Source organism: Streptomyces sp. DF42 (assembly GCF_058267695.1).
This window is the reverse complement of sequence record NZ_CM177859.1, coordinates 9,423,933-9,439,308: the sequence shown is the minus strand read 5'-3', so window position 1 is coordinate 9,439,308 and position 15,376 is coordinate 9,423,933. Positions and strand designations below refer to the sequence as shown.

Sequence of the window (15,376 nt, the reverse complement as noted above, 5' to 3'; positions counted from 1 at the left end):
ACACCGACGGGCACATGACGCACCACACCGTGTGCCCACCGAGCCCCCTTGACCCCACCGGTTTACCGAGCGGTGATGTGATGAGAGAACCCGACAGTTTCACTGTGGTGGTGTGCCGGATGCTTGTCCGCCTGGTCGTCGCCGAAGGAGTGGACCGGCCCGTGATGCTCGATCTGTCCTACGACAGAGGCGATCCCTACGCGGTGTCCCTGACGTTCCACCTGTGCACTGACGCGACCGTGCGCTGGGTGGTCGGCCGCGATCTCCTTCTGGACGGGCTGGAGAAGCTCGCCGGCGTCGGCGACGTCCAGGTCTGGCCTTCCCGGCGCCCATGGGCGGGCAGGGTGCACATCGCGCTGTGCCCTTGTGCCAAGCAGGAGGCGGTCGTCGTGACCGCTTCGGCACGAGCCCTCGAAGCCTTCCTGCGGCGAACGCTGGCGATGGTGCCCTCCGGCACCGAGGAATGCCACCTGGACGTGGACGCTGCCGTCCACCAACTCCTTGAGCGACCCCGGTGAGTCGCTTCGACAGGGGCCGTCCGAGCCGGACGGACCGGCGCGGGACAAGGTCGCAGGCCGAGCCCCGGCTACAGCCCCCAGACGCAGACCCAGGCGCGAGACGCAGGAACTCGAACTGCATCACGACACGGAACTGACGGAACTCGTCCACACGCTCACCATCGAGATCCACAAAGCGGTGAACGCCGCGGCCGTTGGCGAATCGAACACGGGCGACAACACGGAGCAAGTACCCACATCTCCGGCCTGAGCCGCCCTTGTATGTCACATCAGCCGGGCCCGGGCGGTCTAAGTGGTGGCGGAGAACAAAGCAGAGGGAATCATGCGTGAGATTTTGATCGTCGGCGGCGGCTATGCGGGCTTTTACACCGCGTGGGGTCTGGAGAAGGCGCTGCGTCCGGGCGAGGCGCGGGTCACGGTCGTCGACCCGCGCCCGTACATGACCTATCAGCCCTTCCTCCCGGAGGTGGCGGCGGGTTCGGTGGAGGCACGCCACGCAGTGGTGTCGTTGCGGCGGCATCTGCGTCGTACCCGGCTGATCGCGGGGACCGTCACGGAGATCCGTGACGCGGACCGTACGGTGCGCGTCCGCCCGGCGCACGGGGAGGCCTACGACCTGAGCTACGACATCCTCGTGGTCACCGCCGGGGCCGTCACCCGCACCTTCCCCATTCCCGGCCTCGCGCAGCAGGCCATCGGTCTCAAGCACGTCGAGGAGGCGGTGGCGATCCGGGACCGGTTGCTGACCGGGTTCGACCAGGCGGCATCGCTGCCGCCCGGCCCGGAGCGGCGACGGCTGCTCACCGTCACGGTGGTGGGGGGTGGCTTCTCCGGCGTCGAGGGCTTCGGCGAACTGCTGTCGCTGGCGAGTGCGCTGCTCAAGTCCTATCCGGAACTGAGCAGCAGCGACCTGTCCTTCCACCTGGTGGAGGCCAGAGGCCGGATCCTGCCCGAGGTGAGCGACAAGCCCGGGGCCTGGGTGGTGCGCCATCTGCAGGGCCGCGGTGCGCACGTGCACCTGAACACGCAGCTCGTGTCCGCCGAGGACGGGCATGTCGTGCTCTCGGATGGAACGCAGTTCGACTCCGCGCTGATCGTGTGGGCCGCGGGCAATGCCTCGAACCCGGTCGTGCACAACCACACGGACCTGCCCCTGGACGAGCGGGGCCTGCTCCTGGTGCGCTCCGATCTCCGGGTGGGCACGGACAGCGAGCCGGTGGCGGACGTATGGGCGGCCGGAGACGATGCCTCCATTCCCGACCTGGCCTCGCCCCTGCCGGGCGCCCGGACGGTGCCCAACGCCCAGCACGCCGTACGGCAGGGCAGGCGGCTGGCCAAGAACCTGGTGGCCGACCTGCGCGGCAAGCGCGTGCGGGAGTACCGCCACAGCAGTCTGGGTGTCGTGGCGACGCTGGGGCTGGGGCGGGGAATCTTCCAGTACAAGCGCATCGTCATCAAGGGTTTCCCGGCCTGGCTGATGCACCGGGGCTACCACGTCCTGGCCGTGCCCAGCTGGGAGCGCAAGATCCGCGTACTGACGGTCTGGCTCACCGCGGCCCTGACCGGCCGGGACCTGGTCTCGCTCGCCTCCGTGCAACACCCCCGCGATGCCTTCGTCACGGGGAGCCGGACGCAGGGCCAGGGCGCCGGCCGTGCGAAGGAGGGGAGCGCGGCATGACCATGTGGAGTTCTCGTTTCCACCGGGGGTACACCATGGACGCACGCGAGGAGGCCGCCCGCGGCCTGACCGACATCGAGGGCTACCTCTACCAAAGGGCCCATCTGGGAGCGGCACACCGGCGCGTGGCGGACTTCACCGCACGGGTCAAGGACCTCACCCCGCAGCAGAAGCGGGACATCGAGGGGTGGTACCTCGACGAGCAAAAACACGTCGCCCGCATGGTGACCGACCACATCGCCGAGCGCGTCGACGTACTGGAAACACAGCACCAGGCCCGAATCCGGCAATGGCTTCGGGGCACACTCACCGCCATGACGCTGATCACCCTGGCGATGATCGCGTGCGTGGCGGTCATCCTGGAATCCTCGGCGTGACCGCCGTAGGCCCGCTAGGAACGACCGGCGCGATACAGCCCGCGTCCGGCGCGCCGGATGCGGGAGGAGGCGACGAGGCGATCGAGTGTGCTGCGGACCGCGTTGATGCTTCCACTGTCGGCGTCACGGCCGAGCGCCACCGCAACATCGCGGGCCCGCACATCGACGTCACCGACCTTGGTGAAGTACGCCATGATCTGCTCGGTGAGCCTGCCGTACTGCTTGTGCCCGTCTTCGTCGGTGTCCGGCTGCGAGGCGGCGGGCGCGCCGTCCTCGTCCACCGGCGCATCGACGATCGGGGCGACGCCCACGCTGGCCAGGGCGCCGAGGGCACGCTGGAGCGAACCGAGATGTGCCACGACCGCGGCCAACTCCCTTTCCAGCGCCTGCTTCTGAATCTGTAGCCGGGCCAGTTCCTCCTGAAGGCCCTCGGCCGTGACCTCGATGCTGTGTGCCGTACGGCTCGCGGAGACCATGAGTTCTCCCCCTCCTCAACCCTTGTCGACATCATATGCAGTGCTTCGAGTGTCAGACAGAGCATTTCAGTGTGCCGAACAGTGGGATTTCGCAGGTTCGTGAAAGACATTGTCCAGTTCTGTCACAGGTACCCGTCTGCCGCGGTTCAGGCAGCCGACGGGGCGGAGCAACGGAGGTCAATGGATCATGTACGTCCAACCGTCCCCCATCCCACCTGGCGACCTCGACGAGGCCGTCGCCGTGTTCGTGCGCCACCGCGGGCGGCTTTTCGGGATCGCCTACCGCATGCTCGGCAGCGCGGTCGAGGCCGAGGACGTGGTCCAGGAAGTGTGGCTGCGCTGGCAGACGACCGACCGCTCGGTGGTGGTCAGCCCCGTGGCCTTCCTGTCGAGCGCGACGACCCGTCTGGCCATCAACGTCGCGCAGTCGGCGCGCGTGCGTCGGGAGACCTACATCGGGCCGTGGCTGCCAGAGCCCGTCGACACGGGCGCGGACCCGGAGGTCGGCGCGCAGCGTGCCGAGGCCCTGGAGTTGGCGCTGCTGCTGGTGCTTGAGCGACTGAACCCCGTCGAGCGCGCCGCCTATGTGCTGCGCGAGGGGTTCGACTACGCCTACGCCGAGATCGCCGACATGCTCGAGCTCAGCCTCGTCAATGTGCGGAAGATCGTCAGCCGTGCGCGTCGGCACCTGCTGGACGAGCAGCGGGAGAGCGTGGACGCGGCCGAGCACCGACGCCTGCTGAACGCGTTCGTCTCGGCGGCTCGCACGGGAGATGTGGCGTCACTGGAAGCCCTGCTCACGCCTGATGCCGTCAGCTTCTCCCACGGCAACGGCACGCGGGGCCGTGCCCGGGTGGCCGGACTCCCGGCCCGTCGGCAGCTCCGGCGGGAGGCGGAGCCCGAGCTGGTCGATGCCAACGGCCCTACGGGCGTGGTGGTTCCACCGGGACGGCCGGACCCTCGCTTCCATGACCGCCGCCTTCCTCGATTCGCGTCCCCGTCCCGCGATGTTCCCCGGCGCCGTGCCGCTCGGTGTGTGACGGCGGCGTCGTGACGTCCTCTCAGCTGCCATGGCCTCTCGTCCGAGCCGGCGCCTTTGGCGGTATGGGGCCGGTTCCAGGACCGTCGTCAGTCGGCGTCGAGCCCGAAGAAGACGGTTGGGTGCCGGCGACGTCATCGCCGCGCGAGCCACTCGGAGAAGGTTTCACGGCCCAGGTGGGCGTCCGCCCCGGGCAGCAGCGCCCGCCGCGCGAGCATCGCCCCGAAGAAGGGGGTGTGGGCGTCGGCGACCACGTCACACATGTAGCCGCGCGCGGCCAACAACTTCGCGGTGACGTCGTCGAGGCGATGCTCCTCCGGGCCGGCGACCTCCAGAACACCGGACAGCGGTACCCCCACGGCGACATGGGCGATCTCGGCGGCGACGTCGTCGGCCGACACGGGACGGATCAGTACGGGCGCGACATGAACGGCGTCTCCGTACGTCGCCACGCGCGACATGTACTCCACCGACTCGAAGAACGGCGTGGTACGCACGATGGAGTAGGGCGTGGGAGAGTGCCGCACCCGTTCCTCCTGCAGCGCCTTCGCGCGGAAGTAGCCCGACTGCAGGCGGTCGGCCCCCACAATCGAAAGGATCACATGATGTCCGGCGCCCGCCTTCGCCGCGGCCTCCAGCATGTTGTGGGTTCCCGCGCCGAAGAACGCCCGGCTCTCCAGTTCTCCGCGGGAGGGCGTGTCGGTGAGGTCCACCAGCACATCGGCGCCGCGCATGGCCTCGGCGAGGCCCTTCCCTGTCGTGACGTCGACGCCGTCACGACGTGATACGCGCATGACCTCCACACCGTGATCCCGGAGTCTGGCGACCGTCCTGGAACCGATCAGACCAGTGGCTCCTGCCACGACGACTCGCATTCCTGGCCCTTCCCGTCGAGGGGTCGGTGACCCCACTGAGCTTCGTGAGGCGGCTGTGGTGTCGACCCCTCACACCATCTAGGACAGGTCTCACCTCAATGTTGTGACACTGATGTGGGGCTGGGTGTCACAGATTCGTGCGGAGCCCGGTCATCACCAAGACGGCCGTGTCGGTCATGGCCGACGCCCTCTGCTTCACAGCCCGGCGTCCCTCAGGACGGCTTTGCCCTCTGCGCCAGGCAACCGGTGTCACACATTGTGTGGCAGCCCGGTCCTAGTTGGGGAAGCGATCCGATTCGGTGCCCATGGTGAGAAAGGTGGATCATGAGAGTTGCTCGCCGCCGGAAATCAGTCTCATCGGCGCACTTCGGCCTCAGCGGAGGAGAATCGAGCCAACCGGCCGGAAAGCCGACGACGGCGGGTTTGCGGGCCCTTCCCCGTCCTGTGGCCGTCGTGGTGGGCGCCGGCGGTGTGCTCGGAGCGGCGCATATTGGTGTCGGGTACGCGCTGGAGCGCCACGGATTCGTCCCGGACATGATCATCGGAACCTCTGTGGGTGCGCTCAACGGGGCCATCGCGGCCGCCCATCCCGACAGGGCCGCGCCGTGGCTGGACCACGTGTGGACCCAATTGCGCCGCCGTGACGTGTATCCGCTCGGCTACCTGTCCTCACGGACCAGCCTCTTCACCGATCGCGGCCTGCGTCGACTGATCGCCCGGGCAGGACTGCCGTCGCGGATCGAACAGTTGGCGGTCCCCTTCACCGCGGTGGCCATGGACCTGGTCACCGGCGCTCCGGTGCTGCTCGATCGGGGAGACCTCGAATCCGCGCTCCTGGCCAGCGCAGCAGTTCCCGGGATGCTGCCCCCCGTGGATCGCGCGGGCCGGACTCTCGTCGACGGCGGGGTGATCGCCTACGTCCCGGTGCTGGCGGCCCGGCAGGCCGGGGCGGCCAGCGTGGTGGTGGTGGCGACCGGGCCGGAGAGCTCGCCGTTGCGCCCCACGGTTCCGCGCCGCCGTGCCAGTGCGATCGCGGCGCGGGCCGGGCTGCTGCTGTTGCACCACCAGATCGAGCGTGATCTGCAGGAGGTGTCCCGGCACATCCCGACCGTCGTGCTGCCGACCGGCATCGAGGACTGGCCCGCACCGTGGGACTTCGGCCACTCACAACGGCTGATCAGCACCGCGTGCCTCACAGCGGGGAATTTTCTGGACGGACTGCGCATCACGGGGCCGGGGCTGTATCGGGTCGCCGACTCTCCGGTGGCATCCGCAAGCGCGGACGCGGCATCGATTTCTTCCATGTCAGGGGTGGGCCTGTGAGTACCATCGCGTTCCTCAGTATCGGCATGCACGGGCACATCAACCCGACGCTTCCGGTCGTGGCCGAGCTGGTTCGGCGCGGCCACGCCGTCACGTACCACACCTCGCCCGCGTTCCGTCAGGAGATCGAGTCGACCGGCGCGACGGTGCACCTGTACCCCGGGGGCGACCGGCCGTTTCCCGATCCGCCGACGCCGGTCACGTGGATGGAGTCACTCGCGAGCACCGCCGTTCGCCTGCTGCCCGCTGTGCTCACCGACCTGCGCCGCGACCGTCCTGACCTGATCGTCCACGACAGCGCCTGTCTGTGGGGCGCGGTGGCGGCACGCGAACTCGGGGTGCCGGCGGCCTCCTCGTTCACCACGTTCGCCCTGAACCGGCATGTCCCGAGCCCCACCCGTGGCTCCTGGGAACTGCTGACCGCGGCGGCGGCTCAGCCTCGCAGTGTCCAGGGCTACCTGCGGTCCCGCTGGGCGCTGCACCGTCGCTTCGACGCCCGCGGGCTGCCCCTCCTCGACCTGGCGAACATCCGCCAGCCGCTCAATCTGGTCTACACCTCACGCGCGTTCCAGCCGGCCGTCGAGGAATTCGACCACTCCTACCGGTTCGTCGGCCCAAGCATCGGCGCCCGACCGGTCGATGTGTCGTTCCCGGCCGATCGGCTGCGAGACCCGGTGCTGTTCGCCTCGCTGGGCACGGTGTTCAACGCCGACCCCCAGTTGCTGCGCAGCCTGGCCACCGCGCTCGCCCCGCTGGGCGGCACCGTGATCGTCTCCACCGGGCAGACCGATCCAGAGGCGTTGGGTCCGTTGCCGGCCAATGTGCTTGCCCGCCGCTTCGTGCCACAGCCGGAGGTGCTGGCCCGCGCGGCGCTGTTCGTCACCCATGGCGGGATGAACAGCGTCAACGAGGCCATGTACGCCGGGGTTCCGCTGCTGGTGGTCCCACAGGGCGCCGATCAGCCGATGGTGGCCCGGCGCGTCGTCGAACTCGGCGCCGGCCTGTCGCTCCGTACCCAGGACGTCTCAAGGGACTCGGTGCGCGCCCTCGCCCAGCAACTGCTCCACGAGCCCCGGTTCCGAGCAGCCGCGAGCACGCTGCAGGTCGCCCAGCGCGAGGCGGGCGGATATCGGCGCGCCGCCGATGAACTCGAGCGGTACCTGCAAGCGGCCGGCCCGGCGAGTCAGCCGTCTGCGTCGATCCGGCGCATCGAGGCTGAGTGATGTCGTACGCCGTCGTTGTTCTCCTGCTGCTCGCCGGGCTGTCGGAGGCCGCCGGGCGCATCGTGCCTCTGGTAGCGCGCCGGCCTGGTATGTCGCGGACTCTCGTGGCCAAGTCGCTGCTGGCCGCCGGCCTGGTCGAGGGTGTTGTGTTCGCGCTGTGGCCGCTGACCGCGTGGACCCTGGCCGGGTTGGCGCTGTCCTCCACGCCGCCGGGCGCCGGCTTGGTGTGGACGCCGAGCCTGGTCGCCCCGCTGGTACTCGCTGCCGTCCTCGCGTTCCCCTTGCTCGGGCCTCTGCTCCACTTCTTGCTCTTTGTGGGGGTGGGGGCAGGTCTGGCGAGCCCGCTCGCCGCGGCAAGCGGGCTCGGCTGGTGGAGCGCCGCCGGATGCGTCGCCGTCGCCGGAGCCGGGCTGGGTCTCGCCGTAGAGGCTGTTCGGCGTCTTGTCGTCAGGATCAGCGCGACCGCAGCACAGGAGTCGATCGCATGAACGACTACTTGCTCTGGGTCTGCCTGATCGGGCCTGTTCTGCTGGCCGAAGCTCTGCTGGCCCGCTACGAGGTTCTTGCCTACGCCGCCGGCTGGCGGGCCCCTGTCAGCGAGCTCCCGGAAGGCGTTCCCTACGCCCGGGGTGCGGCCCCTGACAGCCCCCCGGATGCCTATCTGGTCTACCTCGACGGCATCGGCAAACGCCGCGTCCGTGACAGCCGGGACGGCGGCCAACTGGTCAGGGCCCTGATCTCCGGCGCGCCGGAGCTGCGAGTACTGGGACAGGTGCAGCCGTACTCCCCACTGGCCGACCCGCTTGCCGATCGGCCGGCGTGGGCGTGGCTACGCCGCCACATCGGGCTGCTGCTGTTCCTGCACAATGTCGTGCAGACCTTCGTCGCTGCCGACCAGCGCTACCGCCCCCTGTACAACCGGGCCGTCGGCTCCCAGATCGGCACTCAGCTCCGGCTCGCCGGCTACCGGCCCGACAGCGGTGTCCCCGTCGTGCTGCTCAGCTACAGCGGCGGCGCCCAGGTCGCCACGGGCGCGGTGGCCGAACTGCACACCCAGCTACGCTGCCCTCTCCTGCTGATCACGCTCGGTGGGTTCCACAACGGCGCCAACGACCTCACTCATGCCGAGCACCTGTATCAGCTCACCAGTGCGAACGACCAGATCGAGCGGGTCGGCACCTGGATCTTCCCTCAGCGCTGGCGACTGTTCCGTCGTAGCGGTTGGAACCGGGCCCGCCGGGCCGGGAAGATCACCGTGCAGCGGCTCGACCCGGCCACTCACTTCGGCCCGGACAGCTACATCAGCCCGACGGCTCAGCTGCCCGATGGCCGCAGCCACCTCGACCGCACCGCCGACACGGTGATCGCGGTCATTCACGCCCACCGCAGCGCGACCGTCGCGCAAGGCGACCCGATGCCATGAGGGTCTCGACCGGAGCGCACAGCGCAGGGCCCGGCACGACGGCTCGTTCGGCCTCCCGTGCCGCGCTCTGTACCGCGGCCGGGCTCGACGGCGATCCGTCGACTCCCACCACAACCGGACCGTTCATGGCAGCCCCTCCGACTCCGGCCTGCTCCGGGCCGGCTCCTCCGTGAGGCGGGACCATCGCGGCATAGTGCGGCGGGGGCCGTACCCGCCCCTGTCGACGGGACGGCCCCCGCCTCCCCTGACGGGACCCAGCGTCCGCCCGCGAACACCGGGCCGCAGTGGGCCGTACGGGCCCAATGGCACACCGTCCGGCCCTCCCTCACCGCTCGGTCGGCGGCCAGCCTGGAGGTAGGAGGCACGTTGCGCGGCATCCGTCGCGCCGACTCCGGAGGTGTGCCATGACCGGACCTGTCGTCGTCGGACTCGACGGCTCCCCCGCAAGCGTGACGGCCGCATGGTGGGCGGCTCGCGAAGCCATGGACGCCGTCGTCCCGCACGACTGAGCCGCACCGGCCGAAGGAGCGAGGCCCGACATGGACCGTGTCACCGCGAGGAAGCAGCTGCGCCGGCTGTACACGGCCCTGTTCGTGCCGCCGACGCCCGAGTCCGTACTGCTGTGCCTGACCACGGCCGCGCTGGTCGCGGGCGCTGCCTTCCGGCTCGCCGGAGCTCCCGGGCTCGCCGATCTGTGCTGGGCCGTCGGCACTGTGACCGCCGTGGTCCCGGCGATCGGCTGGGTGCTGGAGACGCTGCGGCACGGCCGCGCGGGCGTCGACGTGATCGCCGTTCTCGCCCTCGGCGGCACTCTGGTGGTGCACGAGTACCTCGCCGGAGCGCTGATCGCGCTGATGCTTGCCTCCGGTCGCACCCTTGAGGCGGCGGCACAGCGGCGCGCCTCGCATGATCTGCGGGCCCTGCTGGTACGGGCGCCACGTACCGCACGGGTCCGTACCGAGACCGGCGTGCGCACGGTTCCCTCGGCCGAGGTAGCCGTCGGTGACCTACTGGTCGTGGGGCCCGGCGAAGTGGTGCCCGTGGACGGCCGGGTGGCCGCGGTGACCGCAGTCCTGGACGAGTCCGCGCTCACCGGCGAGCCGCTGGGTGTGGAGCGTCCGCAGGGCGAGGCGGTGCGCAGCGGAGTGGTCAACGCGGGCGGCGCCTTCGAGCTGCGGGCCACCGCGACCGAGCAGGACAGCACGTACGCCGGGATCGTCCGGCTGGCCCGGCAGGCGGGCGCGGAGTCGGCCCCCGTGGTGCGGCTGGCCGACCGGTACGCGGCCTGGTTCCTGCCGCTGTCGCTGGCGGTCGCCGGTCTTGCCTGGCTGGTCAGCGGCTCCGCCGTGCGGGCGGTGGCGGTGCTGGTGGTGGCTACGCCGTGTCCGCTGCTGCTGGCGGCGCCGGTGGCGCTCGTATCCGGTCTGTCCCGGGCCTCCCGGCTCGGGGTGGTGGTCCGGGACGGCGGCGCCCTGGAGAACCTCGGCCGAGCCCGCACGCTGCTGCTCGACAAGACGGGCACACTCACCGGCGGCCACCCCCGCGTGCTCGACGTGGCCGCCGCGCCGCGTTGGCAGCCCACCCAGGTGCTTCGCCTCGCGGCATCGCTCGACCAGTACTCGCCGCACGTCCTGGCGCGGGCCCTGGTCGACGCGGCCCGCGACCGCGGCCTGCACCTGTCCGTGCCCGCGGACATGTCGGAGGAGCCCGGGCGGGGTGCGTCCGGAACGATGGCCGGGCGCCGGATGACGATCGGCCGGCGTGCCGACGACGCTCGACTGCCGGACTGGGCACGGTCGGTGGAGAACCGGGCGCTGCTGGACGGAGCGGCCGTGGCCTGGCTCTCCGTGGACGGCGATCCCGTCGGTGCGGTGCTCCTGCGCGATCCGCTGCGTCCCGACGCGCCGCGTACCCTGCGCCGCCTGCGCGCCTCGGGTATCGAACGACTCGTGATGATCACCGGCGACCGTGCCGGGCCCGCGCGCGAGGTGGGCGCCGTCCTCGGCCTCGACGACGTGCGGTCCGGCCTCACGCCCGCCGACAAGGTCGCCGCGGTCCGCGCCGAGCGCGAGCGCGCGGTCACCGTCATGGTGGGCGACGGCGTCAACGACGCCCCGGCCCTGGCGGCCGCGGACATCGGTGTGGCCATGGGTGCTCGGGGCTCCACGGCCTCCTCGGAGGCCGCCGACATCGTCCTGACCACGGACCGGGTGGACCGGCTGGCCGACGCCGGGGCCATCGCCGTACGGGCCCGGCGCATCGCCGTGCAGAGCGCGCTCGGCGGCATGCTGCTGTCCCTGGCCGCCATGGCCGCGGCCGCCTTCGGGCTGCTCCCGCCGGCCGCCGGCGCACTGCTGCAGGAGGGGATCGACGTCGCGGTGATCCTCAACGCCCTGCGGGTGCTGCGCGACGACCGGCGGGGCCGGCCGGTGCTGCCGCCGTCGACGGAAGCCCTCATCCGCCGCTTCGCAGCGGAACACGACGACCTGCAGGATGTCCTGGACGCCGTACGCGACGCGGCCGACCGGCTGTCGGACGGCGCAGGGACCGAGTCCCTTGCCGCGGTGCGCGAGGTGCACCGGCTGCTCACCGAGCGGCTGCTGCCGCACGAGTACGCCGAGGAACACCAGTTGTACCCCGCGCTCGCCCCGACGCTCGGCGGCCCCGAGGCGACGGGCACCATGAGCCGCGCGCACGCGGAGATCGAACGGCTCGCCCGCCGCGTCGCCACCCACCTCACGCTGACCGGCTCCGACGGGTCCCTGTCCCCGGAGCAGCTCGACGACCTGCGGGCCTGCCTCTACGGCCTGCACAGCGTGCTGCGCCTGCACTTCACCCAGGAGGAGGAGAGCTACTTCTCCCTCGCACCCTGAGTACCCGCCCGCGGGACCCGCCTCGCCCGCCGGCCGGGCTGCCGGTGCGCCAGGTGATGACCCGCGAGCCGGTCACCGTCCGGCCCACGACGACCGTCGCTGCGGTGACGGCATGCACCGCGAGACGACCGTCGACCGCCTGACGTTCGCGGCGGACGGCACCATCCAGCCGGTGCTGCCGACCCTCCAATCGGTCGGGCCTTCCTGGCCGAGAGGCCGCGTCGGCGCCTGCCGTCACTCCGCTTTCCGGTGCTCGCGGCGGACGGCACACCGGCCGGACCGGTCACGGTCGGACTGATCAACCGGGTTCCCCTGCAGGCCCGTTCGGCTGCCACCGTCGCCGACGTGATGCACCCTCACCGACGTTGCGACCACGACCCCGGCGAACCGGTCGTGGACCTGATGCCGCGCCGGGAGGCGAGCAGGGACCGGCGGGCCCTCGTCCTCGACACCGGGCACCTCGTCGGCATCGTCACACTCGCCGACATCAGCCGTGCCGTGTCCAAGCTGACGGCGACGCCCCGGCAGCGGACGTGACCTCCCAGCAGCTCAACAGCAGAACCCTCCCGGTCCCGCTGAAGGCGCCCGTCGAGAGGTCCGACGTGCCCGCCGCGGCCCCGGGACAGGGCCCGTTGGTCACCCACACGGTGCCGCTCGGCCCACGCGACGGCCCGCCGGTACGGGGCACGGTGAAACCAGAGACCTTCAAGGGAGGCAGCCGTGACCGAATGCGCCGAGGGCAAGGGCATCGTCGTGGGCGTCGACGGTTCCGAGGCCTCACGCGCCGCACTGCGCTGGGCCGTCGAGCAGGCACACGTCCTCGACGCGGACGTGATCGCCGTGCACGCCTGGGAACCGGCCACGACGTTCGCCCCCTACGCCCCCGTCTCCGCGTGCCCCACGCCCGCCGAGCAGCGCGAACGAGCGGCCGAGGTCCTCGCCACCACCGTGCGCGCGGCCTTCGGCTCACGCGTCGACGCCCGCATCCGCGCCGTGCTCATGGAGGGACCGCCCTCGCATGTCCTGCTCCGGCAGTCACGCGGCGCCCTGCTGCTCGCTCTTGGCCGCAGGACCCACGAGCAGTGGGAGCTGCCCGCAGTCGGGCCGGTGGGCCGCGAGTGCCTGCGCCACGCACCGGTACCCGTCGTCATGGTCCCCGCCCCCGACCGGTCCGAGGTCCCGCTGACGGCGGCCGGGGCGCCCGGTCGCGTGCGAAGTGGCGTCGGGTAGCCGACGCCATCCAGGACACCGGACGCTCGGTCCGCGGAGGACCCGGGCTTGCAGAACGAGGTGAGATCCATGGACGTCCTCGTCGGATACGCGACCGCTCACGGTTCCACCCGTGGGATCGCCGACCGTGTGGCGGCCGGACTGGACAAGGCGGGCCTGCGCGTCGAGGCCAGGGATCTGCAGACCGTGGACGACGCCGACGCCTACGCCGCTTTCGTCCTCGGCAGCGCCGTGCACGGACAGACCTGGCTCGACCCTGCCAAGGCCTTCCTGCGCGACAACGCCGACGTCCTCGACTCCCGCCCGGTGTGGATCTTCAGTGTCGGGATGCCGGCCGCCCTGCGCGGGCCCTGGAAACGCCTCGCACCCAAGGAGAAGCCGGTGATCGTGGAGAGCCTGCCCGGCGAACTGCCCTACCGGGACCATCGCCTCTTCTCGGGTGTCATCGCGCCGGACCAGCTACCCCTCACCGGGCGCCTTCTGTTCCGCCTGGTGGGTGGCCGTTTCGGTGACTACCGTGACGGGGACGCCGTGGACGCCTGGACCGCCGGGATCGCGGAGGAGCTGGCGCGCTGACCGCGCGCCCGGCCCCGGGTTCGCACTACGGGCCGTACGGCCTCGTGACCGCGGCGCACGGGTGGGCCGATCGGGCCCGACACGGTCCGCTTCGGCCCGTGATCCGGGGTCGAAGGCCTCATGGTGGCGCCCTCCGTCCGGGACAAGGCTGGTCGGTGTACGCGGCGCCGGGATCACCGGCACCTTGTGGGCCACTCGGCGGGAGGCGGCGGTCACGAAGGGGATACAGGAAGCCCGTCGCTCCAGGATTCCGTACCGGCCGGAGCCTCAGGCCCCGCGCACGCCCTCGGGGCAGCCTCTCCCCCACTGAGCGAGAACGAGGCGGTGACCATGCGTTTCGAGGACCGTACGGATGCGGGCCGCCGGCTGGCACGCCTGCTGGGGCAGCTGCGCGGCCAGGATGTCGTCGTCCTGGGACTGCCCAGGGGCGGGGTGCCCGTCGCCTTCGAGGTGGCGCGGGAACTCGACGCTCCGCTGGATGTCCTCGTGGTGCGGAAACTGGGCGTGCCCCGGCAGCCCGAGCTGGCCTTCGGCGCCGTCGGAGAGCACGGGGTCCTGGTGCTCAACGACGACGTGATCGAGCGGACGGGCCTGGGACCGGCCGAGCAGCACAAGGTGGAGCAGGTCGGACGGGCCGAACTGCGGCGGCGGTCGGACCGCTACCGCCGCAACCGTGCGCCCATCCCGCTGACCGGGCGGACGGTCGTGGTCGTCGACGACGGGCTGGCCACCGGCGCCACCGCCGAGGCCGCGTGCCGGGTCGTCCGAAATCTGGGTGCGGCCCGGGTCGTGCTCGCCGTGCCCGTCGGCGCGCAGCGGACCGTCGTCCGCCTGCGGGGAGCGGCCGACCAGGTGGTCTGTCTCTCCTCGCCACGCTTCTTCGGCTCGGTCGGCGCCTGGTACCGGGACTTCACGCAAATCCCCGACGCGGAGGTGACCGATCTGCTGCACCGGGCCACCCGCCCCGCTCGGTCCTCTCCCCTCTCGTCCGCCGCAGATCCCCCGCCCGGGAACCGGGAGATCGAGATTCCCACGCGGCATGTGCGGCTGGCCGCGCGGTTCGTGCTGCCCGCGGGGGCACCGGCCGTCGTGGCCTTCGCGCACGGCAGCGGCAGCAGCCGCCACAGCCCGCGCAATCGGTACGTCGCCGGAGTCCTGAACCGGGCGGGGCTGGGCACGCTGCTGCTGGACCTGCTCACCGAGGACGAGGAACGCGTCCGGCACAACGTCTTCGACGTCGTGCTGCTCGCCGGTCGGCTGCGTACCGCCGCGGCCTGGGCGCGCCTCGAAACCGGCCTGCCCGTCGCCTACTTCGGGGCCAGCACCGGGGCCGCCGCCGCCCTGGAGGCCGCCGCCGGTGATGCCGGGATCCGCGCGATCGTCTCCCGTGGCGGCCGCCCCGACCTGGCCACGCCCGCCGCGCTGGCGCAAGTGCGCGCCCCCACCCTGTTCGTCGTCGGCTCCCTCGACACACGGGTCCTGAGCCTGAATCGGCTCGCCGCCGACTGGATGCACTGCGACCACCGCATCGCCGTCGTCCCCGGCGCCACCCATCTCTTCGAGGAGCCCGGCACCCTGGACACGGTCGCGCAACTGGCGCGCGACTGGTTCACCGCCCACCCCGCGCTACCACCCGCCGGAATGTCGCCACGCCGGTCGGCGTGATCGACCCGACCCATGACGGTCAGGGCATCCGACGTGCGAGGTGGTGTGGATACGGCAGCGCCACCTGTCGTTCATCCCCGCTCTATATCGTCATGCGATA

At 71.4% G+C, this 15,376-nt stretch carries 15 protein-coding genes; 13 read left to right on the top strand and 2 right to left on the bottom strand.

The window, feature by feature from the left end; translation table 11 throughout:
- Positions 1-80: 80 nt before the first annotated feature.
- From ACYUED_RS43435 to ACYUED_RS43425, 3 genes are all read left to right on the top strand, one after another.
- Positions 81-518: an SsgA family sporulation/cell division regulator gene (locus ACYUED_RS43435; RefSeq protein WP_491289890.1), complete on the top strand. Its 438-nt coding sequence runs from the start codon at positions 81-83 to the stop codon at positions 516-518.
- Positions 519-840: 322 nt separating this feature from the next.
- A complete protein-coding gene (locus tag ACYUED_RS43430; protein WP_491289889.1) occupies positions 841-2,196 on the top strand; it encodes an NAD(P)/FAD-dependent oxidoreductase in 1,356 nt (451 codons plus the stop codon).
- Entirely contained in the window at positions 2,193-2,573 is a 381-nt protein-coding gene (locus ACYUED_RS43425) for a hypothetical protein (RefSeq protein ID WP_491289888.1), read from the top strand. Before ACYUED_RS43430 ends, ACYUED_RS43425 begins: the two co-directional genes overlap by 4 nt.
- Positions 2,574-2,587: 14 nt before the next feature.
- Here the strand turns inward: ACYUED_RS43425 and ACYUED_RS43420 are convergent, their stop codons facing one another.
- On the bottom strand, positions 2,588-3,049 hold the full coding sequence (locus ACYUED_RS43420) for a hypothetical protein (RefSeq protein ID WP_491289887.1): 462 nt from the start codon (positions 3,047-3,049) through the stop codon (positions 2,588-2,590).
- A gap of 187 nt (positions 3,050-3,236) precedes the next feature.
- On the opposite strand from ACYUED_RS43420, the gene ACYUED_RS43415 reads away from it, so the two are divergent.
- On the top strand, positions 3,237-4,103 hold the full coding sequence (locus ACYUED_RS43415; RefSeq protein WP_491289886.1) for a sigma-70 family RNA polymerase sigma factor: 867 nt from the start codon (positions 3,237-3,239) through the stop codon (positions 4,101-4,103).
- A gap of 119 nt (positions 4,104-4,222) precedes the next feature.
- On the opposite strand, the gene ACYUED_RS43410 is transcribed toward ACYUED_RS43415, so the two are convergent.
- Positions 4,223-4,963 (bottom strand): SDR family oxidoreductase, encoded by a 741-nt coding sequence (locus ACYUED_RS43410; RefSeq protein WP_491289885.1) that lies wholly within the window; start codon positions 4,961-4,963, stop codon positions 4,223-4,225.
- A 453-nt stretch (positions 4,964-5,416) separates the two neighbouring features.
- Between ACYUED_RS43410 and ACYUED_RS43405 the strand changes: the two genes are divergently transcribed.
- The 9 genes from ACYUED_RS43405 to ACYUED_RS43365 all read left to right on the top strand — a co-directional run bounded on the left by ACYUED_RS43405 (position 5,417) and on the right by ACYUED_RS43365 (position 15,276).
- Positions 5,417-6,286: a patatin-like phospholipase family protein gene (locus ACYUED_RS43405; protein WP_491289884.1), complete on the top strand. Its 870-nt coding sequence runs from the start codon at positions 5,417-5,419 to the stop codon at positions 6,284-6,286.
- Positions 6,287-6,312: 26 nt separating this feature from the next.
- Positions 6,313-7,509: a macrolide family glycosyltransferase gene (locus ACYUED_RS43400; protein WP_491294708.1), complete on the top strand. Its 1,197-nt coding sequence runs from the start codon at positions 6,313-6,315 to the stop codon at positions 7,507-7,509.
- Positions 7,509-7,997, top strand: a complete 489-nt coding sequence (locus ACYUED_RS43395) for a hypothetical protein (protein WP_491289883.1) — start codon at positions 7,509-7,511, stop codon at positions 7,995-7,997. Before ACYUED_RS43400 ends, ACYUED_RS43395 begins: the two co-directional genes overlap by 1 nt.
- Positions 7,994-8,932 carry a hypothetical protein gene (locus tag ACYUED_RS43390; RefSeq protein WP_491289882.1) on the top strand — a complete coding sequence of 313 codons (939 nt, stop codon included), beginning with the start codon at positions 7,994-7,996 and terminating at the stop codon, positions 8,930-8,932. Before ACYUED_RS43395 ends, ACYUED_RS43390 begins: the two co-directional genes overlap by 4 nt.
- Before the next feature lie 539 nt (positions 8,933-9,471).
- Positions 9,472-11,805: a heavy metal translocating P-type ATPase gene (locus ACYUED_RS43385; protein ID WP_491289881.1), complete on the top strand. Its 2,334-nt coding sequence runs from the start codon at positions 9,472-9,474 to the stop codon at positions 11,803-11,805.
- Positions 11,806-12,054: 249 nt separating this feature from the next.
- Entirely contained in the window at positions 12,055-12,342 is a 288-nt protein-coding gene (locus ACYUED_RS43380; RefSeq protein WP_491289880.1) for a CBS domain-containing protein, read from the top strand.
- Positions 12,343-12,525: 183 nt separating this feature from the next.
- Positions 12,526-13,035, top strand: coding sequence for a universal stress protein (locus ACYUED_RS43375; protein WP_491289879.1), 510 nt, complete (start codon positions 12,526-12,528; stop codon positions 13,033-13,035).
- A 69-nt stretch (positions 13,036-13,104) separates the two neighbouring features.
- A complete protein-coding gene (locus tag ACYUED_RS43370) occupies positions 13,105-13,611 on the top strand; it encodes a flavodoxin domain-containing protein (protein WP_491289878.1) in 507 nt (168 codons plus the stop codon).
- A gap of 330 nt (positions 13,612-13,941) precedes the next feature.
- A complete protein-coding gene (locus tag ACYUED_RS43365; RefSeq protein ID WP_491289877.1) occupies positions 13,942-15,276 on the top strand; it encodes a phosphoribosyltransferase family protein in 1,335 nt (444 codons plus the stop codon).
- Positions 15,277-15,376 lie beyond the last annotated feature (100 nt).

Coding starts and splice junctions, on each gene's coding strand:
- ACYUED_RS43420 (WP_491289887.1), bottom strand. CDS start 3,049: ATGGTCTCCGCGAGCCGTACGGCACACAGCATCGAGGTCACGGCCGAG.
- ACYUED_RS43425 (WP_491289888.1), top strand. CDS start 2,193: ATGACCATGTGGAGTTCTCGTTTCCACCGGGGGTACACCATGGACGCA.
- ACYUED_RS43415 (WP_491289886.1), top strand. CDS start 3,237: ATGTACGTCCAACCGTCCCCCATCCCACCTGGCGACCTCGACGAGGCC.
- ACYUED_RS43410 (WP_491289885.1), bottom strand. CDS start 4,963: ATGCGAGTCGTCGTGGCAGGAGCCACTGGTCTGATCGGTTCCAGGACG.
- ACYUED_RS43400 (WP_491294708.1), top strand. CDS start 6,313: ATGCACGGGCACATCAACCCGACGCTTCCGGTCGTGGCCGAGCTGGTT.
- ACYUED_RS43370 (WP_491289878.1), top strand. CDS start 13,105: ATGGACGTCCTCGTCGGATACGCGACCGCTCACGGTTCCACCCGTGGG.
- ACYUED_RS43390 (WP_491289882.1), top strand. CDS start 7,994: ATGAACGACTACTTGCTCTGGGTCTGCCTGATCGGGCCTGTTCTGCTG.
- ACYUED_RS43365 (WP_491289877.1), top strand. CDS start 13,942: ATGCGTTTCGAGGACCGTACGGATGCGGGCCGCCGGCTGGCACGCCTG.
- ACYUED_RS43430 (WP_491289889.1), top strand. CDS start 841: ATGCGTGAGATTTTGATCGTCGGCGGCGGCTATGCGGGCTTTTACACC.
- ACYUED_RS43385 (WP_491289881.1), top strand. CDS start 9,472: ATGGACCGTGTCACCGCGAGGAAGCAGCTGCGCCGGCTGTACACGGCC.
- ACYUED_RS43395 (WP_491289883.1), top strand. CDS start 7,509: ATGTCGTACGCCGTCGTTGTTCTCCTGCTGCTCGCCGGGCTGTCGGAG.
- ACYUED_RS43435 (WP_491289890.1), top strand. CDS start 81: ATGAGAGAACCCGACAGTTTCACTGTGGTGGTGTGCCGGATGCTTGTC.